The sequence below is a fragment of the Paludisphaera mucosa genome (assembly GCF_029589435.1).
In the GTDB taxonomy this organism is placed as follows: domain Bacteria; phylum Planctomycetota; class Planctomycetia; order Isosphaerales; family Isosphaeraceae; genus Paludisphaera; species Paludisphaera mucosa.
The window spans coordinates 1979948-2006595 of record NZ_JARRAG010000002.1 but is presented as its reverse complement, the minus strand read 5'-3'; the positions used below and the strand labels follow the sequence as shown (position 1 = coordinate 2006595).

Genomic DNA, 26648 nt, shown 5'->3' with positions numbered 1-26648 from the left:
CGCGATCAGGGCGACCCGCCCCCCGCGGCGGCCGGCGTGGGGGGCGCCGCCGGCGGAGCGGGGGCGGCGGCCGGTGCGGTTTCGACGAGCCGACGCTCGACGGCGACGGCGTAATTCAAGAGGGCGTCGCGCATGGCCCGGATCATCTCCAACCGCTGGCCCTCGAACGTCGGCGGGGGCGGCATCTGCGAGGGGCCGCGGGGGGCGATGTTCTGGGGCATGGCGGTGAACGGCACGAGCCGACGGGGGTTGGCGATCCAGTGCTCCAGGTAGTCGGGACGCAGGCGGCCGGCGACCTGCCGCAGGTCGGGCCCGGTGATCGCGTCCGGGCCGGACTCGGGCTTGAACGAGCCGACGGCGTGGCACTGGATGCACGGCGAGCCCTTCGCGGCCATCATCGCGAAGCCCGAGTCCAGGTAGTTCGGGTGGACCTTCTCGCGGGCCGCGACGTAGCCCTGGAGCAGGTGGGGGATCGTCTGGTAGGGGAACTCCGCGCCGTCGACCGCGGCGAAGTAGTCGGCCAGCCCGTCGGTCTCGCGGCCGATGCTGCGGTAGTGGTAGCGGGGCATCCGCAGCTGAGCCGCGGGGCGGATCGCGTAGGGGTCTTTCAGGAAGAGCGACATCCAGGGGGTCTGGACCTTGAGACCTTCGCGGATGAGCGGCGGCGGCAGGCGGTTCCAGAACGACTCGAACGGCTTTCCCGATTCTTCGGCCTGGTAGGCCGCGTAGAGCCAGGCGAAGCCGCCGCCGACGGCCGGCTCGACCTGCACCTTGGTCCTGTCGAACGTCAGCATGTCGCCGACGTTGAACGTGTGGCCGCGGACGACGACCGGCTTCCAGACCTGCACGCTCACCTCGTCGTCGATCTCCTGGAGCGGCATCCCCTCGACCACGACCGGCGAGCCGTCGTCCGGGCCGACCTTCAACGACGCTTCGACGGACTCGTCGTCGAGCTTCGCCTGGGGGTCGTGGGTGGTGGTCGCGAGCAAATCGGGCGAGAAGTCCGAGGCGCGGGCGTTGTACGAGGCCCGCAGGTTCGTCCGGAAGGCGGGGAGCGCGTCGGCCACCGACGTCCCGGCGGGGATCCGATAGCGCGGCATCTCCAAAACGTGGCAGCCCGCGCACTGATACCGGTCGAGGATCTTGGCGCCCTCGGCGCGGGCGACCTTGGCCTCGTCGTAGTGCGTCCGCGCGACGTAGCGCGGGTGGACCCGCTCGCCGGTCAGGCCGAGGACGAAGGTCATGACCTCCTCGACGGCTTTGGGATCGTCGGCCCAGGCGAACTGGGGCATCCGCAGGCGGTCGTCCCAGCTCTTGTAGAGCGGGTCGCGCTTGAGGTGGTCGTAGCTCCGGGGCCGGTGCAGCTTCTGGAAGAGGAAGCCGACGCGCGTCCGCTGCGCGATCTGGTCCTGGTAGAACTGGTCGACGCCGTCGCGCGCGCCGGCGGCGTCGGGGAGGCGGTCGCCGATGAGTTCGTCGACGTGGCCGAAGTCGAGCTGGGCGAGGCTCTTCGATCCCCAGTCGCTGAGCGCGACGCCGATCGGCTTGGCGTTCTCGAAGCCGGGTACGTCGTGGCAGCCGAAGCAGCCCAGGCGGGCGATGGTCTTCTCGCCCAGGAACATGAGCTTGTCGTCGGCCGGCAGCCCGGCGACGAACGACTCGACCTGGCCCAACGGCACGCCGACGGCCTTGCCGTCCTTCCTGTATCCCCCCTTGGCGACGTACATCCGCACCAGCTCGTCGACGGCGTCGCGGACCGGAGCGGCGGCGGCCGGGGGGGCGTCGACGCGGACGGGCCAGCCGCCGGGGACGGAGATCAGCCAGGCGGCGACGTCGGCCGCCTCCTGATCGGTGAGCTGCAGGTCGGGCATGAGGCTGTCGGGGTCGTGGACGCCGGGGTCCTTGAGCCAGGCCGTCAGCCACGCCAGGCCGCGTTCGCCCGAGGGGAACTTGGCGGCGACGTTGACGAGGTTCGGCCCCAGGTCGGCCATCGCATGCGGCCGAGCCGGCTCGGGGAAGACCGAGGGGTCGAACGTGGCGTCGACGGCCGGCCTGTACGCGGGATCGACGAACTTGCGATCGCGTAGGGCCACCTCGCTCGTCGGGCCCTCGGTGCGGTAGGGCCGATGCTGGTGGCAGGCCAGGCAGCCCTTGCGCAGGAAGGCCTGCTTGCCGCGGTCGGGGTCGGGGTCGGGCGCCTCGGCGGGCCCCGGGGCGTCGGCCGCGGGCTCGGACTTCGCGGTCAGGTAGCGGACCATCGCGTGGACCTCGGCGTCGGACTTGGGGGCGTCGCCGGGGATGACGTCGTCGACGCCGTAGTAGCGCGGCATGCGGGTGTCGGGGCGGAAGGCGTGGGGGTTCTTGATCCAGCGGAAGAGCCAGTCGGGGGCGACCTTCGAGGCCAGCTTGCGGAGGCTGGGGCCGACGCGGGGCTCGTCGGCGAAGCTCGGCGCGGGCGATTCGCCGCCGCCGATTTCGTGGCAGCCGAAGCAGCCGTAGCTCGCGATCCGGCGACGGCCGGCCTGGAGTTTGGCGGCCTGGGGGACGTCGGCGACGTCCTGATGACACTTGAGGCAGCTCGCCTCCAGGAACCGCGAGGGGAGCATGGGCGCGTCCCAGTGCTCGACGGGCTTCCATTCGTGTTCGGCCCCCCAGCGGCGGGCCTCGGCGACGTCGTCGGGCGTGTGGGCGGCGTGCGTGAAGTCGACCCCCGAGCCCTGGCCGCCGTGGCAGATCGTGCAGCCGAAGGCGTGGATCGGGTGGGGGCCGTTGGCGTCGAGGAAGAGGCCCGCGGGCACGACCTTTCGCCTGGGGTCGACGGTCGTCGCGCCCCGATCGAGGGCGGGGTGCGACGCGAAGACCCGCGGGGACGGCTTCCCCTGGGCGTCGAGATCGTATCCGGGACGGTCGATGCCCTGATGGCAGGTCGTGCAGCGGTCCTGGCGGGGGACGTCCTTGAAGTTGTAGTTGATCGTCAGCTGCGGGAGGGTGATCTGGTCGATCTTCGACGGCGGCGCGGCCATGTCGACGCCCGGCAGGCCGCGGAGCCGGACGAGCCATCCGAAGTTGCGCGACGCCTTCTGCTCGATCACGCGGCGGACGCGGTCGACCTCGCGCGTGAGCCGGTCCCTCTCCTGAGCGAGCGCCTCGACCCCGCCGCGGAGGGCCTCGCGCTCGGCTTGTTTAGCCTTGAGGGCGGCCTGGGCCTCCTGGTCCTCGCGCGCCAGGTCGGCGAGCCGGCGCTCGGCCTCGGCGACCTCGGCGTCGAGGAAGTCGCGGGCGCGATGGGCCTCGCCCCCCTCGATCATGCCGTCGTAGACCGTCCGGAGCCCGTCCAGCTCGGCCTTCTTGAAGCGTCGAGCGGTGTCGGCCCGCTCGGCCCGGCCGCCCAATCGCACCAGCTCGACGTCGAGCGCCGCCAGCGCGGCCGAACGGCGGCCCGCGTCCTCCTCGGCGGCGCGGATCCGGGCCTCGACGGCGGCGATCTCGGCGGTGCGGGCCTCGGTGCGCTCGGCCCGCTTCCGGGCCTCCAGGGCCTTGAGCTTGGCGTCTTCCAGCTGGTGGAACTCGCGCTGGACGCGCTTCCAGGGCCGGTCGTGGTCGGCCGCGATCATCCAGACGACGGCCGCCAGCATGCCCACCGACGCGATCGCGAAGATGCGGTGCAGGGCGGGCAGGCTGCGGTAGGTTTCGTCGTCGGCCGGCATGGCGAGGCTTCTTTCGAGACGCGGCGGGGGAAGGTCGTCGAGAGTGGAACATCCTTCTCGCCCCGGGAGAAGGTGGCCCGAAGGGCCGGATGAGGGTCATGGCGCTTCGCGAAGGCCGACGCGTCCTGGAAGCCATTGCTCCTTCCGAACTCCGACGACCCTCATCCGCCGCTGCTCGGCGCCTTCTCCCGGCGGGAGAAGGGTTCGGAGGGCCGGCCTCTTTCCTTTCAGATGTTGAATCCCGGGATGGCGATCACGTATTTGAGGTTCAGCGTCCAGCGCAGGATCATTTTGAGCGGCAGCGCGGCCATCATCAAAAGCAGGACGACCGTCGTCAGCGACCGCGTCAGCCCGGCCCTGGCTCGGTAGTCCTGGAAGACGGTGCGCAGCAGGACCGGGGGCAGGGCCAAAAGATAGAACGCGAGCAGGGCCAGGCCCGGAGCCTCGCGCAGCAGCGCCCACGACGGCTTCGCCCGGCCCAGCGCGCGCACCCAGACCAGGTCGGACAGGTCGACGTTGTTGAGCGGGACGACCTTGTGGGGCTCCCAGCGCTCGTAGGGCCCGAAGAAGTTCCAGTTCGGCCCCCGCAGGAACGTCCCGAGCACGATCAGGACGATCCAGAGGACCAGGAACCCGAACAGGAAGACGACGTAGGCGAACGGCCGCGCCGCGATCGTGTAGTACCCCGAGCCTTCTTTGTTGGCGTCGATGTAGGGGATCGCGCAGAGGCCCAGGATGATCAGGCTCGGGAAGGCGACGCCGGCCAGCCAGGGGTCGAAGTAGACGAGCATCTCCTGCAGGCCCAGGAAGTACCAGGGCGCCTTCGACGGGTTGGGCGCCTCGGTCGCCTTGGCCGGCTGCTCCAGCGGGGCGGGGAGCACGACGGCCCAGACGATCAGGAACAGGGTCAGGGCGACCATGCAGATCAGCTCGGTGTACACCAGGTCGGGCCAGGTGAGGACCTTGTCGGGCTCGAGCGCCTCCAGGACGGGCAGGTCGGCCTCGCGGCGGGCGTCGTTGATCACGGCGCGTCGCAGGGCGAACCAGGTGAAGCCGGCGACGAGGACGATCAGGCCCACGATCGGCACGTTGTCGGGCTTGGCGACGATCTCGCGGAAGTCGGCGTCGGTGAGGCTCAGTCCGAAGGCCAGGAGCGCCAGATCGACGATCCCGAAGGCCACGAGCCCGCCGGCGAAGACCCGGCGGAAGGCGACGACGGCCGCGAACAGGAGCGTCGCCCCCAGGAAGACGGTCGTCGGCCCGGCGGCGTAGTCGACCCCCGCGCGGACGAACCGGGGGAGGATGAGCGGCCCCTTGAAGAAATACGTCAGCCCGATCGCCTGGAAGACGACGGCGACGACGCTCCAGACGAGCGACCAGAGCGTGCGGTTGATCGGCCCGCCCAGGCCGACGGCCGGCACGTGGTCGTCGAGCGAGGGGCCGCCGCCCGCGGTCTCGTCGGCTTGCGTCCCGCTCGATCCGTGGACCTCGGCGAAATGCGCCGCGTCGGCCCCGGCCGTCAGCGCGAGCAGTCCGTTGGCCAGCGAGGCGAGGCCGTACGCGACCGTCAGGCCGCCCGGCAGGAGCCACCGGAAGGGCACGGTCACCAGGGCCGCGCCGTAGAGCCCGACCACCGCGAGCGAGAGCCACTCGGGGAAGCGCCGGGTGCGGGGCGCGAGGCCCTCGCGCGAGGCCCCCTCGGCGACCATCTCGTGGTAGGCGACGTAGCCCGAGGCCGCCGCGTTCAGGGCCGAGGCCAGCAGGTAGTACCAGGCCAGGCCGGCCAGCACCTCGGGAGTGACGTCTTGGTGCATCGTGGGCTCGCGTTCCGATCGATCACAGGGGGCCGCTGATCCCGCCGTCCTTCCGGACGCGCCAGAAGTGGATCATGATCAGCAGCGACGCGGCCAGGGGGATCGCCACGCAGTGCAGGACGTAGAACCGGTTGAGGGCCCCCTCGCCGACGCTCCGGCCGCCGAGCAAGGCGAACTTCGCGTCCGAGCCGGGCGTGATCAGCTTCACGCCGTTGAGGTCCAAAAACCCCGCCCCCGGGCCCTCGGCCCCCAGGACGGGCGCGGCCCTCGCCATGTTCGAGCCGACGGTGATCGCCCACACCGCGAGCTGGTCCCAGGGGAGCAGGTAGCCGGTGAACGAGAGCAGCAGCGTCAGCACCAGCAGGAGGACGCCGATCACCCAGTTGAACTCGCGCGGGGGCTTGTAACTGCCGGTCAGGAAGACCCGGTACATGTGCAGCATCACGGCGATCACCATCGCGTGCGCGGCCCAGCGGTGCAACTCGCGGAGCAGGCCCAGCGTGGTGACGTCGCGGAGGGCGAGGATGTCGTTGTAGGCGTGCTCCAGCGTCGGCCGGTAGTAGAACATCAGCATCACGCCGGTGACGATCTCGACCAGGAAGAGGAAGAACGTCGCGCCCCCCATGCACCAGGTGTAGCTGAGCGCGATCCCCTGCTTGCGGACGCTGACCGGGTGCAGGTGCAGGAAGAAATTCGTGAGCATCACCTGGACCCGGTTGCGCCGGTCGGTCGGCATCGGGTGGCGGAAGAGGCTCTTCCAGACCTGCGTCTCGGTGATGCGGTCGCGGAGCGGCATGAGGGGTCTCGAAAGGCTGGGGAGGGCGGGGCGCGCGAGGCGTCAGACGGCCAGGAAGCTGTCGGGGTCGGACCACTGGTCGAGGTCCTTCCGGAACGTCTGGCCCTTGTCGACGACGATCTGGCCGTCGTCGGCGAGGCCGATCTTGTAGCGCTCCAGGGGCCGCGGGGCGGGCCCCTCGAAGTTGGCGCCGTCCTTGTAGAAGCCGCTGCCGTGGCAGGGGCACTTGAACTTCTGCTCGCCCGGCAGCCAGCTCGGCGGGCAGCCCAGGTGGGTGCAATACGTTTGCAGGGCGTAGATGACGTCGCGGCCCCGGTCGTCGACGTTGCGGACGATCCAGAACCCCCATTGATCCTTGAACCGCTCGCTGACGTCGCCCGGCTCGTAGTCGGTCGGCAACCCGACCTTCACGGTACTGGGCGGCTCGGCGTCGGCGTTGGGGAAGAGGTAGCGGATCATCATGGCCGACAGCAGCGCCAGGGCGGCGGCGAAGGCGAGCCAGCCCACGACCACCCACCACGTCGCGTAGACGAACAACCCGCGACGATCCACGCGGACCTGCGACCGATCGGGCCGCTCGCCCAGCACGTCCTCGCGCCGGGGACGGGCCGGGACGGCGGCGGCCGCGGCCGAGGTCGCGACGGCCGGCCGAGCGGCGGCCTCCTGGTCCTTCTTCGCCCCGGCGCGGCGGAGGGCCTCGGCGAGGTCTCTGGGGTCGGTCATCTCGGCCAGCGGCGGCAGGACGCGAGGCGCCGCCGTCGGAACCTGAGCGGGGACCGGAGTCGGCGATGAGGCCGTCTCGACAGTCGCGGTCTCGGGCGCCGTCGCGACGCCGCGGGCCGCGGCGAGCTTCTGCTTGACCGACATCCCACCGGGCTTCGCGGCCGGGGCGGCGGAGGTTGCGGCGGGTGCGGGCGCGGGACGGCCCGCTCCCCCCGCGCGGGCCGCGGCGAGCTTCTCCGTCACCGACATCGCCCCGACGGCCGGCGAGGCGGCCGGCGGCGCGTCGGTCTGGTCGGCGGTCGCCGGCTTCGGGGCATGTTTCGTCGTCCCCCCCGCGCGGGCCGCGGCGAGCTTCTCCTTCACCGACATGGTCTTGGGAGGGCCCGCCGGCGCGGGGGCGGTGCTCGCGGCGACGGCCGGCGACGGCTCGCCGGCGGGCTTCGCAGAGTTTCCCGAGCGGGCCGCGGCGAGCTTCTCCTGGACCGACATCGGCTTCGCCTTCGCGGGGGCCTCCGTCGACGGGGCCGCGGCCGGCGGCGATACGGGCGGGGCCGAAGCCCCGCCGCGGGCGGCGGCCAGCTTCTCCTGGAGCGTCAGGCGAGGCGCGGGCGACCCGGACGCGGGCGGCGGCTCGGTCGCGGCGGGCTTCGGGGCGGGGGCGGTCGCGGCCCTCGCGCGCGGGCGGCGGCCAGCTTCTCCTGGAGCGTCAGCCGACGCGGGCCCGGCTCGGCGATCTCGGTCTCCGGTTCCTCGACGGCCGTCGCTGTACCCACGGGGGCCGACGTGCGGGCCGCCGGTCGATTGGCGCGGGCGGCGGCGATCTTCTCCTGGAGCGTCAGCCGCCGGGAGCCGTCGGACGGGGCGGGGACGGCGGCCGCGAGGGCCGGCGGCGTCGCCTCGATCGCCGCTGCGCCGCGGGCGGCGATGCGGGCCTCGCGCTCGACGCGGGACCGATCGAGCTTCGCCTGGAGCGTCAGCCGGGGGCGGGATCCGACGCGCCGTGGGACGTCGGCCGCGGGGGGGGGCGGGGGCGTCGCGATCGGGGTCGGGGCCTCGGTCCTGGCCGGGACCGGGCCCCCGCGGCGGGCGACTTCCAAAATCTCCTGGACGCTCGGTCGTTTGGCCATCGTTCGCTTCCGGCCTGTCGGCTCGAATCGCCCGCTCGGGCTCCGGTCGTCCTCATGACGTCGGGCGTCGATCGGGCTCGGTCGGCTCCGCCGCGGGGACGGTCCTGCGTGCCGCGTCACGCCCGTGGTCGCGGACCCGGGCGACATCATCCTCGGATGGGGCGGCCTCTTCGTCGAGGGCCCGCGGTCGGCGTTCTCGATCCCGACGCGGGCCAGGGCGAAACGCGGTGGCCTCGGGGTCGATTCCGAGCGACGGGCGCCTGGCGAGGCGGGGCGTCGGACGTCTTTCAGCCTAGCAATCCCCCCCGCGCGGTTCAACTCTCCTGCGTCCCACGCGCGCCCGCTCGCCCAGGAGCAGCCGGACCGTCGTGGGCCCGAGATCGGCGTCATTCCGGCACCCCGAAGGCTCCCGGATGGGCACGCACTTTGCCTGAGAGGGAGCAGGTAAGACCAAAGACTTTGATTCAGCGAACTTTTCGCCGCCCGTTCACTGGACGGGCGGAAAGTCCCCATCGACGCCCAAACAGCAGGAGAAACGCCTGATGCTCCGCATCTTGACCCTGACCGCCCTGGCCGTCGCCCTCTTCGGGCCGACGAGCCACGCCCAGTCGCCCCCGCGCGAGGCCACGCCGGGCCGAAACGACCAGGACGCCTCGTCCGGCACGCCCGCCACGAGCAACGGCCAAACCTCCGCCCTCGACGCCGCCGTGAGCGACGTCCTGTTCGCCGAGGCCGCCGCCATCAGCGGCATGGCCGAGCTGACGATCAGCCAGATTGGCGTCCAGCAGGCCCGCGACCCCGAACTGAAGTCGTTCAGCCAGAAGATGATCGACGATCACACCAAGCTGGCCGAGGAGCTGACGAGCCTCGCCGCGCAGAAGGGGATCGCCCTGCCCCGCATGGTCGACCCTCGCGCCCAGTTCTGCGCCCAGAGCCTCCAGGGGACGTCGCGCGAGAAGTTCGACGCCTGTTACGCCAAGGCCCAGCTCACCGCCCACATGGAGGCCGTCGCGGCCTTCGAGGCCGAATCGGAGCGCGGCCTGGACCCTGAGATGAAGGCCCTCGCCGCCAAGGCGCTGCCGATCCTCAAGGGGCACCTGCATATGATCAAGCCGATCGCAATGAAGTATGCCAAGGAGAAGATGGAGAAGGACGACCACCTCTCGCAGTGACCCTGGCGCCGGGTCCGTCCGCCGTCACGGTGCAATACCGCGGCGGACAGGCCCCGGTCGAACATCATCCGGTGGAAGAAGTCTCCGCCTCGCGTCGGAACCCCCCGATCAGGCCGGCCCCAAGCCCGCAGGCGATCGCCACGGCCCCCGCGACGAGGGGCGCGGGATAATAGTCCGCGAACGTCTGCGGATCCTTCCAGGCTTCTTCCACCTTCGTCGCGGCGACGACCTGGCCTTTCAGCAGGCCCTCGGGCGTGAATTCGGCCGGTGGGATGGGGCCGAAGCGGCGCTCGACGATCGTCCAGCTCACCTCGCGGGTGTGACCGGGCGGCCCGGATCCCGTCATCCGCTTCGAGCGGAGGAAGGGAAGCCCGCCTTCCTCGTAGACGGAGTCCGTGCGGAGCCCCTCGCCGTCGCCAAGATCCTGCGACTCGGAGAGGGCGACAAGGTCGCGATCCGCGTCGAACAGGCATTCCGCCGAACGCATGCGGCCCACGAGGCTTTCCGGCCGTCTTTCGATCCGGACCAGGACCCGGCGACCGCCGTCCTCCTGCCGACGCTCCAGGCGCGAGACGACGAACCGGGCCGCGTCCTCGGGCACCTCGAATTCGCGCAGGCAGGCCGGGACGGCCGTGACGAAATTCCGCCAGTTCTGGTCGATCTCGACGATCGCCCGGTCATACGAGTCCTCGGCCGATTCCCCCGCGGCGTCCTCCATCCGCCAAGGTCCGCCGCGTTCCCTGCGCACAGCCTTGAACGAGCGCGACGGCGTCGCCGACCAGGCGGTGCCGACGTCGTCATCGACCTCGACGATCAGGCTGCGGCTCGCGCCCGAACGTCGCCAGTCCCAACGAGACGAACTGCCATCGGAACGGTCGGGGCCTTTCGACGACCATTTCCAATCGAGGACCACGCGCGACTGTTCGTAGGGTTCGGCCAGTCGCGCGGCCCCCTCGCCGAACTCCCGCGTGAAGGTCCGCCAGGCCTCGGGTTCCACGGTCGGGCCGAGCTTCAAGCCGTTCAGGATCCCGGCGACGTCGGCCGGTCGAGGGGCCTCGCGCGCCACCTCGGCCCGGCAGGCGGCGTCCAGCGTCTCGACGTCGACCCCGAGGACGCGCCGGCAGTCGGCGTCGAACGTCGCCGGGCCGCATTGCGTGTACAGTTCCAGGAATTTATCGGGGCCGTAGGCGTCGAGGATGTGGTCGACCAGCACGGCGCCCTGGGGATACGCCATCCCGGCGTGGGCGTGATACCAGCCCGGTCCGACCAGCGTCCGGAGCGGTCGCGTCTCGCCCGACCGGCGGAGATTCCAGACCTGCCGTCGGATCTCGCCGCGATCGCGACCCGAATTCGCCTCGGCCCAACCCTCGACGAAGAGGGAGGGCGGGTCGACCTCGATCGGCGACACGACGGAGTTCATCACGCAGTGCGCCACCTCGTGCCGGTCCAGGTGCGACAGGGGTTCTCCGTTCGGGCCGGTCTCGCCGGCGGGGCTCCCCAGGCAGGTCCCATACGAAGCCCGGCCGCTCATGCCCATCAGCGGCCCGCGGACCCAGTGGATCTTCCGATCGCTCGTCCGCCCGCCCAACCGCTCGCGGAGCGTGCGGACGTGCCGGTCCATCGCGGCGACCTGGTCCTTCGCGAGGGGAGACGGCTCCGCGATCATGACGACCGTGTCGCCTTCGGTGCGGACCGGGTAGCGGAACCGCGCCTCCAGGTCGAAGATCGACTCGCCGAACGGCAGCAGGAGTTTCAGCGGGAGGTCGACGACGAGCAGTCGCCCGAAGCCGGCCCTGAGGCCGTACAGGATGTGCCCGGCGGTGAAGAGCAGGGGCGCGACGCCCAGCAAGACCCACGTCGCGGCCCGGAGCCGGGCCGGCCCCCGCGCGAGCCTCCAAATCCCGCCGATCCCCAGCGCCGCCGTGGAGATCAGCAAGGCCCCGAAGATCGCCGTCGCCGGCAGGAAATGGGGATGCCACGCCCGCGTCGCCAGCATCCCGGCCAGCAGAGCCAGCCAGGCGAGCCACGAGATCCACGCCAGGATCGCCAACGCCGGCAGGTCCACGCGGACCGCCCGACGGCTCGTCGAAGGCGGGGTCATGCGACGTCTCCGGCGGGGGAGCCCGCGGCTTATTTCATCGCGCTGTAGTCGGTCGGTTCGAGGAAGACGGAGTCGACCTTCTCAGTCAGCTTGCCGTCGACCTCGCTCGCGGCCTTGGCCTTCTGCCATTCGGGGTCGGCCTGGAAGGCCTTCCAGGTCTGGGTCGCGGCCTCGCGGCTGGGGTAGGCGACGAGGTAGATCAGGGTCTTCGCCTTGCCGTCCTTCTCGTCCTGGGGCGTCCAGAAGCCGACCAGCTCCGCGCCGTGCTTCTTGAGCAGAGCGCAGGTGTGGTCGCGGAACCGCTTGTGGAGGTCGACCAGCTTGCCGTCGGGCGTGTGATACGTGCGCAGCTCGAAGACCCGCGACGGCTTGTCGTCGGCGGCCAGGACGGGGAGGGTCATGCCGAACAGCAGCAAGCCGACGGTCAGGGCGAGGCGCATGCGATCGTCTCCGGGGGAGGAAATGGGTGCGACGCCGCGACGGATCGACGACGTCTGTCGGACGTTGTAGCACGACCGACCCGCGGGCTCAAGGGGCCGGCGGGCTCAGGCGAAGTCGATGGCTTCCAGGACGCTGGAGACCTCGCGGAGGCGCTCGGAGAGGTACGTGCGGATCTCTTCGTTGGTGGAGAGCTGGAGCACGTGGTGGGCGAAGCGTTCGGCCTGGGCGGTCGTGACCGAGGAGATCAGGGCCTTGACCTGGGGGATGAAGGCGGGGCTCATGCTGAACCGCCGCAGGCCCATGCCGAAGAGGACCAGGGCCGAGCGGGCCTGGCCGGCCATCTCGCCGCAGACGGTCACCGGGGTCCCGGTGCGCTGGCAGGCCTCCAGCACCATGTGGATGACGCGGAAGATCGACGGGCTGAGGGGCTCGCAGAGGTGGGCGACCTTGGGGTTGTCGCGGTCGGCGGCGACCAGGTACTGGATCAGGTCGTTGGAGCCGATCGAGATGAAGTCGGTCTCGCGCAGCAGGGCGTCGATGCAGACGGCGGCCGCGGGGACCTCGACCATGACGCCGGTCTTGACGTCGTCGGCGAACGGGACGCCCTCGCGCTTGAGGTTGTTCTTCGCCTCCTTGACCATCGTGTTGAGCCGCCGCAGCTCCTCGACGGTCGTGATCATCGGGAAGAGCATCGACACCTTGCCGTGCCGCCCCGCGCGGAGGATGGCGCGGATCTGGGTGACGAGCAGCTTAGGGTTGTCGAAGAAGATGCGGATCGACCGCCAGCCCATGAACGGGTTGGGCTCGTTGCGGCGGCCGAGGTAGGGGACCGTCTTGTCGCCGCCGAGGTCGAGCGTGCGGATCGTCGCGGTCTTGTTCGGCGAGTTGAGGACGATCTGGCGGTAGTACTCGTACTGCTCCTCCTCGCCCGGCACGTCGTGGTGGGTGAGGAAGAGGTATTCGGTGCGGAAGAGGCCGACGCCGGTGGCGCCCACGGTGTCGGCGGCGTTGGCGTCGGCGAGGTTGTTGATGTTGGCCAGCAGCTCGACCTGGGTGCCGTCGCAGCTCACCGCGGGCAGGTCGCGGTTGGCGATCAGGCTGTCCTTGAAGTTGAAGAACTCGCGCTGGACCTTGCGGTAGGCGGCCGTGGCCTCGCGGTCGGGCCGGACGATGACGTGGCCCTCGCGGCCGTCGACGACCATGAGGTCGCCGGCGACGACGTCGTTCATGATGTTCTCGACGCCCGAGACCGCCGGGATGCCCCGGCTCCGCGCCAGGATCGCGGCGTGGCTGGTCGAGCCGCCGATCTCGGTGACGATGGCGGCGATCGGCAGGTCGCCCAGGTTCATGGCCTGGCTGGGGAGGATCTCGTGGGCGACGAGGATCACCGGCTCGTCGCCCGGGTGCGAGTCGACCGAGCCGTTGCCGTTGTCGGCCGCGCCGGGCTTGCGGGTCAGGTGCGAGCCGATCCGGGTCATCACGTCGCGGACGTCGGTGATCCGCTCGCGGAAGTATTCCTGGTCGATCCGGGCGAACTGCGCCGCGTAGGCGTTCATCACGACCTGGAGGGCCGAGAAGGCCGTCAGCCGCTGCTTCTCGATGCCCGCGTGAACCCGGGCCGTCAGCTCGGGGTCGTTGACGATCTGGAGGTGGGATTTGAAGATGTCGGCCGCCGGCGTCCCCAGCTCCAGGGCGATCCGCTGGACGAACGTCTCCAGCTCGGCCGTCGTGTCCTCGACCGCGCGGTCGAACCGCGCGACCTCCTCGGGGATCCGCGCCGCGTTGTCGAGCGTCTGGGGCTCGCCGGAGCCCAGGACCGACTCGACGCGGTAGGCGACGCCCACCACCACTCCAGGACTGACACCGATGCCTTTGTGCATAGACGAGTCGCCGAGTCGTCCTGTGAGGTTCTGGGGAGGCCCGCCGCGCGAAGGTTCGTCGACCCGTCCTGAACTCGCTTAACCAGGCCTGACCCCGTGACGGGTCGGCTCGGGCCGGGCGGTTCGTGACGGCGGCCGGGGGGGCCTGGGCGTCCGGACCAATCTATAGCGTAGGGATTCCCCCGCCGCCCGTCCAGTACGCAACGCCGGCCCCGGGCCCCGATGCGGTTCGCGGCGGGCCCGGGCGGACGGCCCCGCGCCGGCTCGCGGGCCGAACCGGGATCGACTCCTTCCAACCGGGGTCGGCGAACTTAATAATAAGGAGACGTCGAAGAAACGCGCGAGGGCGGCGAAGACTCCGAAGGAGCCGTCGCCGCGCCGCGCGGGCGGGATCGTCTCCAATCGAAGCCAGACACGACGAAGGCCGTCGCACCTCCTCCATCGCCGGCCGCGGAATCCAGCGGGAGCGCCAGACATGTCTCAGCCCGAGGGTTTGAAGCGCGTCTTCGGGATCGACCTGGGGACGACGTACTCCGTGATCTCGTACGTCGACGAGCACGGCAAGGCGGTGGTGGTGCCGAACCAGGAGAGCGAGCGGATCACCCCCTCGGTCGTCCTGTTCGACGGCGACGCCGTCATCGTCGGCGACACGGCGAAGGAGTCGGCCAAGGTCGAGCCCCACCGGGTCGTCGCCCGGGTCAAGCAGCACATGGGCGACCCGAACTTCGTCTTCGAGCACGAGGGGAAGGTCTACAACGCCGAGGACGTCTCGTCGTTCATCCTCCGCAAGGTCGTGGGCGACGCCGAGGTCGCGCTCGGCGAGCCGATCACCGACGTCGTCATCACCTGCCCGGCCTACTTCGGCACCCCCGAGCGCGAGGCCACCGCCAACGCCGGCCGGCTCGCCGGCCTCAACGTCCGGGCCGTGCTCAACGAGCCCACGGCCGCGGCGATCGCCTACGGCCTGGAGCAGGCGTCGGACCAGACGGTCCTCGTCTACGACCTGGGCGGCGGCACGTTCGACGTCACCATGATCGAGATCAACGAGCGGCTGATCCGCGTCGTCTGCACCGGCGGCGACCACCGCCTCGGCGGCGTCCTCTGGGACGAGGCCGTCGTCATGTACCTCGCCGAGCAGTTCCGCGAGCAGACCGGCGAGGAGTCCGACCCGCTCGACGACCCCGAGGTCCTCAACGACCTGACCCTCCAGGCCGAGCGCGGCAAGAAGACGCTCACCCAGCGCGAGAAGGCTCCGTTCCGCGTGACCCACGCCGGCAAGCAGGCCCGCGTCGAGCTCGACCGCGCGAAGTTCGAAGAGGTCACCCGCCACCTCCTCGACCGCACCATCGAGCTGACCCGCGAGATGCTCGAGGACGCCCGCGCCAAGGGGAGCGCCGCGTTCGACAAGATCATCCTCGTCGGCGGCGCCACCCGCATGCCCCAGGTCCGCGACCGGATCATCGCCGAGTTCAACGTCGAGCCCGAGACCTACGACCCCGACGAGGCCGTCGCCAAGGGCGCGGCGCTCTACGGCCTGAAGGAGTCGCTCCAGCAGGGGGTGCAGGACATCCTCGCCGAGGCCTCCGAAAGTGCCAACGGCCCGGCCGACGACCATGACCGCAGGCCGATCGAGCTGGGCGACGTGCCCGAGGAGGAGGTCGCCGAGGCCCTCGACCGCCTGGAGAAGCAACTCGGCTTCACCCTCACCGGCCCGGTCCGCGAGCTGGTCGGGACCAAGATCGTCAACGTCCTGTCCAAGAGCCTGGGCGTCGTGGCGCTCGACGACAAGCGCAAGGAGGTCGTCGTCTACCTCCTGCCGCGCAACACCGAGGTCCCCTTCGAACGCTCGACCGACTTCGGCACCGACGCCGACGACCAGATCGCCGTCGACATCCGCGTGATGTCCGGCGAGCGCGACAGCCCCGAGCCGACCGACTGCCAGGAGGTCGGCGTGGCGACGCTCAACCTCCCCGAGCGGCTCCCCGCCCACAGCCCGATCCGCGTCAAGTTCACCATCACCCGCGACGGCCGATTGAACGTCACGGCCGTCGACCTGACCGCCGGCGGCGCCATCGAGGTCGACTTCCAGACCGAGGCCGTCATGGACTCGGAGGCCGTCGAGGAACGCTCCACGGCGCTGCGACTTCTCACGGTGTCGTGAGTCGTCGGCGATCGGCCGCGCGGTCGGGTGGAAAGGAAGTCGAGCCATGTTTCGTGCCACGCTGTTCCTGCTGGCCCTGAGCGCCTCGGCCGCCTGGTGCCGCGGCGACGAGCCGTCGTCGGAGCCGCCCGGGACCCGGAAGGTCTGGACCCGGGTCGGCCCCCTCGGCGATACGCCCCGGCGAGTCACCGACGCGTTCCCGCTCTCCGACCAGAAGAACGAGGGGGGCTGGACGCGGCTCGAGCCCCTGAGCGACGAGTTCGAGGGCGACCGCCTCGATCCCGGGAAGTGGAACCTCGGCCTGTCCTGGTGGCGGGGACGCCAGCCCGCCCTCTTCTCCGAGAAGAACGTCGTCGTCGCCGACGGCAAGCTCCGCTTGACCATGCGCAAGGAGACGCTGACGGAAGGCGATCGCGCGCAGGGATACCACGACTACACCAGCGCCGCGATCCATTCCAAAGTCGGCACGGCCTACGGCTATTACGAGGTCAAGGCCCGGCCCATGAACTCGGCCGGCTCCAGCTCGTTCTGGTTCCAGCACGGAGACGGCCCCGACTGGGGGACGGAGATCGACGTCTTCGAGCTGGCCGGCAAGTCCCCCGACTTCGAGCGCAAGGTTCACATGACCCTTCATATCTTCAGGACTCCGACCGAAACCCGGCACTGGTCCGTCCCCGGCATCTGGGAGGCGCCCTGGCGGCTCGCCGACGACGACCACGTCTACGGCCTGGAGTGGTCCGAGAACGAACTCGCCTTCTACCTCGACGGCGTCCCCGTCCATCGCGTCGAGAACACCCACTGGCGCCAACCGCTGCAACTGATCTTCGACAGCGAGACCATGCCCGACTGGTTCGGCATGCCCGCCGACGCCGACCTGCCGTCCACCTTCAACGTCGACTACGTCCGGGCGTGGAAGAAGGGCGAGCCCGCCCCGAAACCGCAGCCGTGAGCCGCCGGCGCTTTTCGCCCCCGCCCTCTTGAATCAGGTCGATCGAGCTTCTCCCGAGGTGTCGCCCATGTCCGTGACCGCCGAGCGAATCTCGACCGAGGGCCGGAGGCTCGTCCTTCACGGGGTCCCGTGGGCTCATTACGAGACGCTCCTCGACATGTTCGCCGAGCGTGGCGTGCGCATGGCCTTCGACCGCGGGACGCTGGAACTCATGACGCCTCTGCCGATACACGAGCGTTACAAGTCGCTCTTCACGAGGATGATCGAGACGCTCGCCGACGAACTGGATGTCGACTATTTCTCGCTCGGATCGACGACCTTTTCCAGTCGGGCGCTCGAGCGGGGCGTCGAGCCGGACGCCTGCTTCCTGATCGCGAGCGCCGGCCGCGTGGCGGATTGGCGGAGCTACGACCCGGCCGCCGACCCGCCTCCCGACCTGGCCGTCGAGATCGATGTCACCAGCGACTCGCGGCGCCGCCTCGGGATCTACGCGGCGCTGAAGGTCCCCGAGGCCTGGCGGTTCGACGGCACGGAACTGGTCGTCTGGACGCTGCAGGGCGAGCAATACGTCTCCGCGCCCCACAGTCCGACATTCCCGACGGCCGCGATCGGTAGACTCGCCCAGTTCGTTCGCGACTATCGCTCCGGCACCGATCGCACCTGGATCAAGGCGTTTCGCAGATGGGTGCGCGAAGACGTCGCCCCACGGGGGGAGGGCTGACGCATGGCCGCGTTCGTGGGGATCGACCTGGGGACGACGAATTCGGTCGTGGCGCGGCGGAACGCGTACGGGCGGCCGGAGGTGATCCCGAACCGCGAGGGGGCGAACATCACGCCCTCGGTGATCTACTTCGGCGTCGACCCGCCGGCCGTCGGCCAGGAGGCCAAGGAGTGGGCGCGGCTGGGCGACTCCGAGATCGCCAGCTTCTTCAAGCCCCACATGGGGAGCCCCCTGTATCAGCTGGAGTTCCACGGCAAGGCCTATTCGGCCGCCGACCTCTCGGCCCTGGTTTTGAAGCGGCTCAAGGAGGACGCCGAGGCCGCGATCGGCGACGAGGTCGACCGCGCGGTCATCACCGTGCCGGCCTACTTCGGCGACGCCCAGCGCAAGGCGACGATCGCGGCCGGCGAGGCGGCCGGGCTCCGCGTGCTGCGGATCGTCAACGAGCCGACCGCCGCCAGCCTGGCCTACGGCCTCAGCCGCGCGAGCGACGCCGACGAAACGGTGCTCATCTACGACCTGGGCGGCGGCACGTTCGACGTCACCGTCGCCCGGATCACGCCCCAGGACGTCGCCGTTTTGTCGACGGCCGGCGACCACGACCTCGGCGGCAAGAACTGGGACGACCGCATCGCCACGTTCCTCGCCGAGAAGTTCGCCGAGGAGACCGGCTTCGACCCGCTCGACGACCCCGTCGCCCTCAACGAGGTCCTGGTCCGCAGCGAGCAGGCCAAGTGGACGCTCTCCGAGCGAGCCTCGGCGCGGGTCACGCTCCAGCTCGGCTCGCAGCGGAAGACCTTCGAGATCGCCCGCGACGAATTCGAGGCCATGACCGCCCCCCTGATGGACCGCACGCGGCGGCTCACCGAGGAGGCGCTCGGCGAGGCCGGCCTGTCCTGGCACCGGCTCGACGGCGTCCTCCTCGTCGGCGGCTCGACCCGCATGCCGATGGTCCGCACGTACGTCGCCAGGATGGCCGGCAAGCCCCCGCGCACGGGGGTCAACGTCGACGAGGTCGTCGCCCTGGGGGCGGCCGTGCAGGCGGCGATGGAGGTCGGCGAATCGATCGGCGACGCCGTCCCCAAATTCACCCTGGGGGTGGGAGCGAGCCCGCCGCCGGCGCGCCGGGTCGTCGACGTGATGTCCCACAGCCTGGGCGTGGTCGCGGTCTCGGCCGACGGGGGCTCGTACGTCAACGACGTCGTCATCCGCCGCAACCTCCCGATACCGGCCGAGGACGTCCGCACCTACATGCACGCGACGCATGGAGGCGCGAACACGCGACTGGAAGTTTACCTGACGCAGGGCGAGAGCGCGGCGCCGCTGGACTGCACGATCCTGGGGAAGTACGTCTTCAACGGCATCGCGGCCACCGACGCCGAGGTCGCGGTCGACGTCGGGCTCTCGTACGACGCCGACGGCGTGGTCCAGGTCCGCGCCACCCAGCGCGACAGCCGCCAGCGGCTGGCGATGACCGTCGAGCCGGTCCCGGACGACCTCTCGTGGCTCGCCGGCCCGCCCCGCACGCTCTCGGACGACTCGATCGGCGGCAAGATCCGCGTGATGCTCCTGGTCGACGGGTCGTCGAGCATGATGGGCGAGCCGCTCGTCGAGGCCCAGAACGCGGCGCGGGAGTTCCTCGATCGTTGCGACTTCACGACGATGGAGGTGGGCCTGATCTCGTTCGCGACGGACGTCGCGCTGCAGGCCCCGGCGACCGGCAACGTCCGCCGGCTGCACGCGGCGATCCACCGGCTCGACGCCGAGGGGAGCACCAACCTGTCCGACGCCCTGGAGCTGGCCCGCGGCCAGCTGGTCGCCGACGACGCCCGGCGCTACATCGTGCTGCTGACCGACGGCTACCCCGACGCCGCCGAGAGCGCCGTGGAGCAGGCCGAGGCGGCGCGTAAGCAGGGGATCGAGGTCGTGGCGATCGGCATGGGCGACGCCGACCGCGATTACCTGGCCCGGCTCGCCAGCAGCGAGGCCGCATCGATCTTCGTCAAGGGGGGCGAGCTGGTGCAGACGTTCGGCCACATCGCCCGCGTGATCGCCGAGGGGGGCCGCTCGCTGCGGATCTTGAGCCGATGACCACCGCCGCGACCGATCCCCACGTGATGGCCCGGGCGATCCAGCCCGGCCGGTTCCGCGCCAGCGTCCGCCAGGCGTACGACCTGGCCCTGGCCGGTGCGCTCGGAGGCCTCTTCGGGCTCTACCTCTACGTCGAGACGGTGGAGGCCCGGTCGGTCTACGTCCGCGACGCCTGGGCCGGGGCGATCATCGGCGGCTCGATCGGCTTCTTCCTCAACGCCTGGGGGCCGCTCCGCGACGGCTCGTGGCGGCGGATGGCCCGCGCGGCGGCCTGGGCGACGCCCGCCTCGGCGCTCGGCGGGGCGATCGGGCTGGTGCTGGGCGAGTTCGTCATCGGGGCCTTCCAGGGGGGCCTGATCGGCCGCGCGGCGTCGTGGGCGGTGCTCGGCCTGGGGATCGGCCTGGGGCAGGGGATCGCCGACCGCTCGTTCCAGCGGCTGACCTTCGGCCTGATCGGCGGCGGCCTGGGCGGGTTCGTCGGCGGCCTCTGCTTCGAGGTCCTCCGCATTGTGCTGAAGAACCGCTACGATTTGAGCCAGGCGCTCGGGATCGTGATCCTCGGCGGCGGCCTGGGGCTCTTCCTCGCGCTGGTCGAGCAGGCCCTGCGGCGGGCCTGGGTCCAGGTCGCCAGCGGCCGCCAGGAAGGGCGGATCTACCTTCTCGCCCGCCCGGTCTGCCGGCTGGGCCTGGACGAGCGGGCCGACGTCGGCGTCTTCGGCGACCCGGCCGTCGAGCGCGCCCACGCCGAGATCGTCCGGTCGGGCGACGGCTACGTCCTCCGCAACCTCTCGCGCTCGGGCGCGACCCGCGTCAACGGCGTCGCCAGCCCCGGCGAGCGTCGCCTCGGCGACGGCGACCGCATCCAGCTCGGGCAAACCTCCCTGATCTTCCGGCGGCGATAGGAACCATGGCGACGACCGCGACGAAGACCCGATGGATCCTGGAAGTCTCCAAGGGCCGCGAACCCGGCCGGCGGTACTCGCTCGACCACGGGGAGACCACGATCGGCAACGCGCCCTGGTCCGCGGCCTACCTCAGCCTCGCCGACCAGGAGGGCGAATCCCCGCGGCGGATGGCGACCAAGCAGGCCGCGCTCGTCCTCGGCGACGACCGCCTGTCGATCCGCGACCTGGACAGCCCCGGCGGCACCTTCGTCAACCGCCAGCGCCTGTTCACGAACCAGGAGCGGGCCCTCGCCGCCGGCGACGTGATCCAGGTCGGCGCGGTCCAGCTCGTGGTGCGGAGCGAAGCCGCGAGCAAGCCCGAGCCCGCGAAGCCGGCCCGGCCGACCAATGGGACCGTGAAGCCCGCGCCCACGCCTCCGCCGGCCCCGCCGCCGCAGCCGAAGGCGGCCCCGCCGCCGGCCTCCCGCACCGCGCCGCTCGCCGCCCCCTACGCCTTCCCGGACGGCTCGACGGGCCGGACCTGGGACGACTTCCTGACGCTCTCGGCCCAGCGCTGGGCGATGGTCCGCGACGAGCTGGACTCGGGACGCCTCGGCGAGCACCTCCGGCGCACGGGGCGCAGCGATCTCCTGCCGAGGCGCGAACCGGGATGGACGGCCGACGAGACCCTGGACGACTGGCTCGGCCGGCTCCCCACGTCGCGGTCGAGCGCGCCGGAGCTGGACGTCCATCCGGCCGTTTTGATGGTCCCGGCCGGGGCCGTCGGCGGCGTCGTGCGGCGGTCGATCCGGATCACGAACGTCGGCTATCGCATCCTCCGGCCGACGATCGCGATCGAGCCCGCCGTCGGCATGCCGGGCTCGATCCGCGCCGCGGCCGCGTGGAAGGACAAGCCGATCCAGGTCATCGACGAGGCCGAGTTCGTCGTGGAGATCGAGCCCCCCGACCACGTCTTCGACGCGACCCTGGGCGCGGTCGTCGTCAGCGCGGGGGGCGTGACGCGCCGGGTCGGCGTGCAGGTCGATCGGCCCCGCGTCGAGACGATCCCCGACGTCCCCGAGGCGACCTCGGACGCGAAGTGGTCGCCGGTCGGCCCCCTGGGCGACGGGCTGTCGGGGCTCTCGCTGGCGCGGAGGCTCTGGGCGTTCCCGCTCGTCGTCCTGGTCCTCCGCGGCCTGATCGGCCTGGGGAACCGCCTGCCCTACCTGGCGACGGGCGGCGAGCTGCGGCTGGCCGGCGCGGCGGCCCTGCCGACGCTGGCCGGGGCGGTGATCGGCTGGGCCGTCGGCTCGCGCTCCGGCGCACGCGACGCGATCGCCTCGACCTTCGCGGGCGCGGTCGTCGGCCTGCTCGCGGCCTCGCTGGTCTTCGCCACGGTCCGCAGCGTCGAGCCCCTGTTCGGCTCGCCCATCTTCGCAGCTTTGACCCTCGGCTTCGCCCTCGCCGGGGCCTCGTACGTCGCATTCCCGCCGGCTCGGAAAGAGGTCCAGGCATGACGCGCTCGTCCGACGAAAGCGTAATCCCTTCTCCCGGGGGGAGAAGGATGCTTGTGCCGGCATGTTGGATTTTGATGATGGGTTGTCTCGCCGTCCGGGCGCAGGAGGCGGAGCCCGGCCCCGCGCCCCCGTCCGGCGACCTTTCGGTGGTCGTGACCGGGGCGAGCCAGGACGACTTCCCGCGGATCGGCGTGCAGTTCGAATTGCGGCGGCCGGACGGGACGTTCGTGCGCGACGCGACGCGCGACGAGTTCCGGGTGACCGAGGAGGGGCAGGAGCGGCCGATCCTCGACTTCCAGGCGCCGCAGACCAAGGAGGAGGTCGCGACGACGATCGTGCTGGTCGTCGACCGCAGCGGCAGCATGAACGAGGAGGCGCGGCTGGCGTCGCTCAAGGGGGCCGTCGCGCGGTTCGTCGAGAAGATGCCGCAGGGCTCGAAGGTGGCCGTGATCGCGTTCAGCTCGCAGGTCGAGCTGATCCGCCCGTTCACGACCGACCGCGCCAAGATCCGCGGGGCCGTCGACGAGCTGTTCGCCGACGGGCCGACGCGGTTCTACGACGCCGTCGCCATGGCGCTCGAACTGCTCCAGGACCAGACCGGCCGCCGCGTCGTCATCGCGCTGACCGACGGCCAGGACACGTCCAGCTCGACCTCGCTCGAACAGAACGCCGACGAGGCCCGCCGGCTCGGGCTGCCGATCTACACCCTGGGGTTCGGCGAGGAGCAGGTCATCGCCAGCCGCGAGCTGAAGGAGCTGGCGAAGGCCACCCGCGGCGCGTATTATCCGGCGCGCAAGGCCGACGAGCTGCGGAAGGTCTACGAGGCGATCGCCGAGCGGCTCGGCGCCGGCTACTCGCTCGCCTACCAGAGCGACCGCCGGATCCCCGACGGCACGCTCCGCCCGGTGCAGGTCTTCCACCGGGCGAGCCGCAAGGCGGGCGAGACGGCCGTGTTCATCCCCGGCATGGTCGTGCCGGCGGCGGGCTGGTCGCCCCTCTTCCTGGCGCTGGCCGCCGGCCTCGCCGCGCTGGCGTTCCTGCCGGCGCGGCTGAGGCGGTCGCAGGCGGTCAGACCGTGACGACGTCGTGCTTGATCAGCGGGCCCTTGCCTTCGAAGAGGTAGGTCCCCAGGCCGAGCGTCCCCGCCAGGGCGATGTGCTGGGGCTGGCGGACGTCGAAGCCCTCGATGCCGGCCGGGTCGAGCGCCGTCTTGCCCGAGGCGGCGACCGGCGGCAGGTTCGCCGCGGCGCGACGGGCGTCGATCAGCTTCCACTCGATCCGGTCGAGGGCCACCGGGTCGGTCGCCAGCAGCAGGGCGTTGTTGTCCCACGTCCAGCGGCCGTTCTGCACCGAGGTCGGCCCGCCGTGGTACACGCCGCGCACGCCGTCCATGATCTGGAGGACGAACTTCGACTTCAGGATCGGGTGGCTGACGACCTGGGGGATGAACTGGTTGCAGGCGTTGGTGAAATTGTTGGCGTGCGACCGCGCCACGTTGTTGACCGAGCCGTGGCTGATGTTCTTGAGCGCGCCGGTGACGCCCGCCGAACGGTGGTCCTTCAGGCACGGGATCGCCACGACCTTGTTGACGACCTTCGTCAGGAGCTTGCCCAGGTGCGAGCGGTACTGGCGGTCGTCCTTGGGGTCGTCGCCGTAGTGGACGAGGTCCATCTGGATGAAGGCGTCGCGGTCGTAGCCGGCGATCGGGTCGTCCCGGAAGCCGTCGAACTCCATCGCGATCTGGGGGGCGTCGCCGGCGGTCAGGCCGCCCCAACGGACGTCGGCGGGGAGGATCTTGTCGTAGCCGGCCGCCTGCATCTCGCCGCGGAACCGCTCGTAGACGAAGATGTCCTTAGTCTTCACGCCGGCCGCCTTGAGTCCCTCGATGGTCTCCAGCACCAGCTCGTGCGAGGAGAAGGCGTACGGGAAGCCGTTGGGGACGACCTTGATGCCGACGACGTCGCCGGGCTCGAAGAACGTCTTCCAGGCCCCGACCGCGTCGTCCGCGCCGGTGAGCGACGTCAGGCCCTTGTCCAGGCTCGCCTTGATGGCGGCGCGGTCCTTCTTGCCTTCCTTGATCATGGCCGCGTTCTTGACCTCGACCACGCGGCCGGGGTAGAGGCCCGGCAGGTCGAACTTGCTCTTCTCCGGCTTCGGCCCGTGGGGCGTCGCGCCGGCGGCGTCCTGGGGCCCCTCGGCGCGCGACGACTTGCCCGCGAACCAGGGCGTCGCCGCCGCCGCGGCCGCCGCACCCAGGAACCCACGACGCTTCAACGTGCCGCAAGGATAACGGTCGCTCATCAGGCTCTCGTCCTTTGTCCGGGTAAAGAAGTGCGGGAGAAGGGCCGGGAAGGTCGCCGCCGCCCTGGGGCGTCGACGCGGCCGAGGAGACGCGCGACCGTCGCCGGCGCGGCCGGGACGGTCCTTGCGAACAGGATAAATCGACCGATCAGTCTAAGTCCATCCGAAAATCCGGCCGAGCCCCCGGAACGCTCAGGCGTCCGGGGGCGTCGGGGCGAGGATCTCGACGTCCAGCGACTCGATCGCGAGGTCGCCGCCGAACTCCGGGCGGTCGGCGTCGCGTTCCAGCAGCAGGAAGAACGTCGCCAGATAGATGCGGCCGGCGGGGATCGTGGACTCGGCCTCGTACACGAGATCCTCCCCCGACGAGCCGGGCGGGGGGATCGGGATCTGGTGCGTCGCCCCGCCGAGCTGGGCGAGGATCACCCCCCGGGCGCCGGGGCTCACGCGGGCGAAGCCCCGGACCACCTGGCGGACCGTGACGCCGGCCTTCGCGTCTTCGAACGGGATGTGGATCGTCGCCGTCCGCGTCGCCGAGAGCGGCCCCGGCAGGTCGCCTCCCACCACGCGGAGCTTCTCGATCCGCACCGTCGTCGCACGCCGGTCGGGCGACACGTTCGGGACGAGGACGACCCCGTCCAGGAGGAAGATCCCCTTGATCTCGGCCATGGCGCCGTCGCCCTCGAAGCCTGGTCTGAAGTGAATCCGCCGTGCGGGTTCGTCCCCGCCCGGCGACGCATCAAGATCTCCGAAACGGACCGTTCGGTCAAACGGATTCGCGTCGGTGCAGCCATTTTCGGCCCCACTCGACGCGTGTCGTCGCGCTCGCATCAGGTCGATCCCGGCGCCACGCGCCCCGGCAGGTCGTCGGGGCCGAGATAGGTCCGGCCGCGGAGGGATTCGGGGAGGCAGGGCATCTCGTCGCGGGCGGCGGGGTCGTCGTGGACGTATCGGTATCCTTGCGAATATCCGGCGGCCTTCATCAGCGAGGTGACGGCGTTGCGGAGGTGCAGGGGGACGGGCTCGCGCGCGGTGGCGGCGGCGTCGGCCGCGGCGGCGAAATAGGCGCGTTTCACGGCGTTGGACTTGGGGGCGTTCGCCAGGTAGATCGTCGCCTGGCTGAGCGGGTAGAGGCCCTCGGGCAGGCCGATCAACTGGACGATCTGCGCGGCGGCCGAGGCCTGGACGATCGCCTGCGGGTCGGCCATCCCCACGTCCTCCGACGCCGAAATGCACAGCCGCCGGGCGATGAAGATCGGGTCGGCCCCCCCCTCGATCAGGCGGGCGAGCCAGTACAGGGCCGCGTCCGCGTCGGAGTTGCGGAGGCTCTTGATCAGGGCCGAGGCCAGGTTGTAATGGTCCTCGCCCCCCTTGTCGTAGGCGTAGCGGGCGCGGCCGAGGGCCTCGACGAGCGTCTCGGGCTCGACGGGGCGCGAGCCGTCGTCGAGGGGGGAGGTCGCCAGGACGGCCGTCTCCAGGGCGGTCAGGGCGACTCGGGCGTCGCCGCCGGACGCGTTGGCGAGGCGGGCGATCTCGTCCTCGGCGACGACGGCCCGGAGCGACCCGAGGCCGCGGTCGGGGTCGTCGAGGGCCCGGCGGAGGATGGTCGCGACGTCGGCGGTCGTCAGCGGGTTCAGCGTCGCGACCCGCGAGCGCGACAGAAGGGCCGAGTTGATCTCGAACGAGGGGTTCTCGGTCGTCGCGCCGATCAGGATGACCGTGCCGTCCTCGACGGCTTGCAACAACGCGTCCTGCTGGCCCTTGTTGTAACGGTGGATCTCGTCGATGAACAGGACCGTCCGGACGCCCCGCGCGCGGCGGGCGCGGGCCTCGGCGACGGCCTCGCGCAGCTCCTTCACGCCCGAGAGGACCGCCGAAAGCTGCACGAACTTCGCCCCGCTCGGGCCGGCCACGAGCCTCGCCAGGGTCGTCTTGCCCGCGCCGGGGCCGCCCCAGAAGATCAAGGAAGGCAACGGCCCGCCGCGTTCCACCAGGCGGCGGATCAGCCGGCCCTCGCCGACGAGATGCTCCTGGCCGACGTACTCGTCCAGCGTCCTCGGCCGCATCCGCTCGGCCAGCGGGGCGTCGGCCGACGGGCCCGGATCGGCCGCCTCGGCCCAGTCCGGCTCGTCCGATCCGCCAAACAGCGAGCCCGTCGATTCGCGACGCATGGTCCCATCCTTCGCCGGCGTTACGATGTCCACCCGTCCATTATACCACGGCGATTTTTCGTCCATGAACGTCGCCGTCCGGGGCTTTTCTT

At 71.1% G+C, this 26648-nt stretch carries 19 protein-coding genes; 8 read left to right on the top strand and 11 right to left on the bottom strand.

Annotation, left to right across the window (positions count from 1 at the left end; translation table 11 throughout):
• Positions 1-5 precede the first annotated feature (5 nt).
• The 5 genes from PZE19_RS17440 to PZE19_RS17420 form a co-directional block, all read right to left on the bottom strand.
• On the bottom strand, positions 6-3707 hold the full coding sequence (locus PZE19_RS17440) for a c-type cytochrome (RefSeq protein WP_277861905.1): 3702 nt from the start codon (positions 3705-3707) through the stop codon (positions 6-8).
• A gap of 227 nt (positions 3708-3934) precedes the next feature.
• Entirely contained in the window at positions 3935-5521 is a 1587-nt protein-coding gene (locus tag PZE19_RS17435) for a hypothetical protein (RefSeq protein ID WP_277861904.1), read from the bottom strand.
• Between the two features lie 22 nt (positions 5522-5543).
• Positions 5544-6317 carry a cytochrome b N-terminal domain-containing protein gene (locus tag PZE19_RS17430; protein WP_277861903.1) on the bottom strand — a complete coding sequence of 258 codons (774 nt, stop codon included), beginning with the start codon at positions 6315-6317 and terminating at the stop codon, positions 5544-5546.
• Between the two features lie 42 nt (positions 6318-6359).
• The gene (locus PZE19_RS17425; RefSeq protein ID WP_277861902.1) at positions 6360-7529 is read right to left on the bottom strand and encodes a Rieske 2Fe-2S domain-containing protein; all 1170 of its coding nucleotides are present in this window, start codon (positions 7527-7529) and stop codon (positions 6360-6362) included.
• Positions 7530-7633: 104 nt separating this feature from the next.
• Positions 7634-8167, bottom strand: coding sequence for a hypothetical protein (locus tag PZE19_RS17420; protein WP_277861901.1), 534 nt, complete (start codon positions 8165-8167; stop codon positions 7634-7636).
• Between the two features lie 542 nt (positions 8168-8709).
• On the opposite strand from PZE19_RS17420, the gene PZE19_RS17415 reads away from it, so the two are divergent.
• The gene (locus PZE19_RS17415; RefSeq protein WP_277861900.1) at positions 8710-9339 is read left to right on the top strand and encodes a DUF4142 domain-containing protein; all 630 of its coding nucleotides are present in this window, start codon (positions 8710-8712) and stop codon (positions 9337-9339) included.
• A gap of 64 nt (positions 9340-9403) precedes the next feature.
• On the opposite strand, the gene PZE19_RS17410 is transcribed toward PZE19_RS17415, so the two are convergent.
• The 3 genes from PZE19_RS17410 to ptsP all read right to left on the bottom strand — a co-directional run bounded on the left by PZE19_RS17410 (position 9404) and on the right by ptsP (position 13761).
• Positions 9404-11440, bottom strand: a complete 2037-nt coding sequence (locus tag PZE19_RS17410) for a hypothetical protein (protein ID WP_277861899.1) — start codon at positions 11438-11440, stop codon at positions 9404-9406.
• Positions 11441-11469: 29 nt separating this feature from the next.
• Entirely contained in the window at positions 11470-11880 is a 411-nt protein-coding gene (locus PZE19_RS17405) for an NIPSNAP family protein (RefSeq protein WP_277861898.1), read from the bottom strand.
• Between the two features lie 105 nt (positions 11881-11985).
• Positions 11986-13761, bottom strand: coding sequence for a phosphoenolpyruvate--protein phosphotransferase (gene ptsP / locus PZE19_RS17400; RefSeq protein ID WP_277861897.1), 1776 nt, complete (start codon positions 13759-13761; stop codon positions 11986-11988).
• 475 nt (positions 13762-14236) lie between these two features.
• Here ptsP and PZE19_RS17395 point away from each other — a divergent pair, with 475 nt between their 5' ends.
• The 7 genes from PZE19_RS17395 (at position 14237) to PZE19_RS17365 (ending at position 23163) form a co-directional block, all read left to right on the top strand.
• A complete protein-coding gene (locus tag PZE19_RS17395) occupies positions 14237-15922 on the top strand; it encodes an Hsp70 family protein (RefSeq protein WP_277861896.1) in 1686 nt (561 codons plus the stop codon).
• 46 nt (positions 15923-15968) lie between these two features.
• Entirely contained in the window at positions 15969-16871 is a 903-nt protein-coding gene (locus PZE19_RS17390) for a family 16 glycosylhydrolase (protein WP_277861895.1), read from the top strand.
• Between the two features lie 67 nt (positions 16872-16938).
• Complete coding sequence (locus tag PZE19_RS17385; protein ID WP_277861894.1) at positions 16939-17592, top strand: Uma2 family endonuclease; 654 nt, start codon at positions 16939-16941, stop codon at positions 17590-17592.
• Between the two features lie 3 nt (positions 17593-17595).
• A complete protein-coding gene (locus PZE19_RS17380; RefSeq protein WP_277861893.1) occupies positions 17596-19683 on the top strand; it encodes an Hsp70 family protein in 2088 nt (695 codons plus the stop codon).
• Entirely contained in the window at positions 19680-20585 is a 906-nt protein-coding gene (locus tag PZE19_RS17375) for an FHA domain-containing protein (protein ID WP_277861892.1), read from the top strand. Before PZE19_RS17380 ends, PZE19_RS17375 begins: the two co-directional genes overlap by 4 nt.
• Positions 20586-20590: 5 nt before the next feature.
• Positions 20591-22084, top strand: coding sequence for an FHA domain-containing protein (locus tag PZE19_RS17370; RefSeq protein ID WP_277861891.1), 1494 nt, complete (start codon positions 20591-20593; stop codon positions 22082-22084).
• A 77-nt stretch (positions 22085-22161) separates the two neighbouring features.
• Positions 22162-23163 carry a vWA domain-containing protein gene (locus tag PZE19_RS17365; RefSeq protein ID WP_277861890.1) on the top strand — a complete coding sequence of 334 codons (1002 nt, stop codon included), beginning with the start codon at positions 22162-22164 and terminating at the stop codon, positions 23161-23163.
• On the opposite strand, the gene PZE19_RS17360 is transcribed toward PZE19_RS17365, so the two are convergent.
• The 3 genes from PZE19_RS17360 to PZE19_RS17350 form a co-directional block, all read right to left on the bottom strand.
• Positions 23153-24385 (bottom strand): DUF362 domain-containing protein, encoded by a 1233-nt coding sequence (locus tag PZE19_RS17360; protein WP_277861889.1) that lies wholly within the window; start codon positions 24383-24385, stop codon positions 23153-23155. The two genes, PZE19_RS17365 and PZE19_RS17360, sit on opposite strands and share 11 nt — an antisense overlap.
• A 192-nt stretch (positions 24386-24577) precedes the next feature.
• Positions 24578-25054, bottom strand: a complete 477-nt coding sequence (locus PZE19_RS17355) for a hypothetical protein (protein ID WP_277861888.1) — start codon at positions 25052-25054, stop codon at positions 24578-24580.
• Positions 25055-25215: 161 nt separating this feature from the next.
• Positions 25216-26556: a replication-associated recombination protein A gene (locus tag PZE19_RS17350; RefSeq protein WP_277861887.1), complete on the bottom strand. Its 1341-nt coding sequence runs from the start codon at positions 26554-26556 to the stop codon at positions 25216-25218.
• Between the last annotated feature and the right edge of the window lie 92 nt (positions 26557-26648).

What these genes read in the sequence shown, in the direction of transcription:
- PZE19_RS17415 (WP_277861900.1), top strand. Translation starts at nt 8,710, where the DNA reads ATGCTCCGCATCTTGACCCTGACCGCCCTGGCCGTCGCCCTCTTCGGG.
- PZE19_RS17390 (WP_277861895.1), top strand. Translation starts at nt 15,969, where the DNA reads ATGTTTCGTGCCACGCTGTTCCTGCTGGCCCTGAGCGCCTCGGCCGCC.
- PZE19_RS17410 (WP_277861899.1), bottom strand. Translation starts at nt 11,440, where the DNA reads ATGACCCCGCCTTCGACGAGCCGTCGGGCGGTCCGCGTGGACCTGCCG.
- PZE19_RS17365 (WP_277861890.1), top strand. Translation starts at nt 22,162, where the DNA reads ATGGGTTGTCTCGCCGTCCGGGCGCAGGAGGCGGAGCCCGGCCCCGCG.
- PZE19_RS17355 (WP_277861888.1), bottom strand. Translation starts at nt 25,054, where the DNA reads ATGGCCGAGATCAAGGGGATCTTCCTCCTGGACGGGGTCGTCCTCGTC.
- PZE19_RS17425 (WP_277861902.1), bottom strand. Translation starts at nt 7,529, where the DNA reads ATGTCGGTCCAGGAGAAGCTCGCCGCGGCCCGCTCGGGAAACTCTGCG.
- PZE19_RS17385 (WP_277861894.1), top strand. Translation starts at nt 16,939, where the DNA reads ATGTCCGTGACCGCCGAGCGAATCTCGACCGAGGGCCGGAGGCTCGTC.
- PZE19_RS17360 (WP_277861889.1), bottom strand. Translation starts at nt 24,385, where the DNA reads ATGAGCGACCGTTATCCTTGCGGCACGTTGAAGCGTCGTGGGTTCCTG.
- ptsP (WP_277861897.1), bottom strand. Translation starts at nt 13,761, where the DNA reads ATGCACAAAGGCATCGGTGTCAGTCCTGGAGTGGTGGTGGGCGTCGCC.
- PZE19_RS17420 (WP_277861901.1), bottom strand. Translation starts at nt 8,167, where the DNA reads ATGGCCAAACGACCGAGCGTCCAGGAGATTTTGGAAGTCGCCCGCCGC.
- PZE19_RS17440 (WP_277861905.1), bottom strand. Translation starts at nt 3,707, where the DNA reads ATGCCGGCCGACGACGAAACCTACCGCAGCCTGCCCGCCCTGCACCGC.
- PZE19_RS17395 (WP_277861896.1), top strand. Translation starts at nt 14,237, where the DNA reads ATGTCTCAGCCCGAGGGTTTGAAGCGCGTCTTCGGGATCGACCTGGGG.
- PZE19_RS17405 (WP_277861898.1), bottom strand. Translation starts at nt 11,880, where the DNA reads ATGCGCCTCGCCCTGACCGTCGGCTTGCTGCTGTTCGGCATGACCCTC.
- PZE19_RS17350 (WP_277861887.1), bottom strand. Translation starts at nt 26,556, where the DNA reads ATGCGTCGCGAATCGACGGGCTCGCTGTTTGGCGGATCGGACGAGCCG.
- PZE19_RS17375 (WP_277861892.1), top strand. Translation starts at nt 19,680, where the DNA reads ATGACCACCGCCGCGACCGATCCCCACGTGATGGCCCGGGCGATCCAG.
- PZE19_RS17380 (WP_277861893.1), top strand. Translation starts at nt 17,596, where the DNA reads ATGGCCGCGTTCGTGGGGATCGACCTGGGGACGACGAATTCGGTCGTG.
- PZE19_RS17370 (WP_277861891.1), top strand. Translation starts at nt 20,591, where the DNA reads ATGGCGACGACCGCGACGAAGACCCGATGGATCCTGGAAGTCTCCAAG.
- PZE19_RS17435 (WP_277861904.1), bottom strand. Translation starts at nt 5,521, where the DNA reads ATGCACCAAGACGTCACTCCCGAGGTGCTGGCCGGCCTGGCCTGGTAC.
- PZE19_RS17430 (WP_277861903.1), bottom strand. Translation starts at nt 6,317, where the DNA reads ATGCCGCTCCGCGACCGCATCACCGAGACGCAGGTCTGGAAGAGCCTC.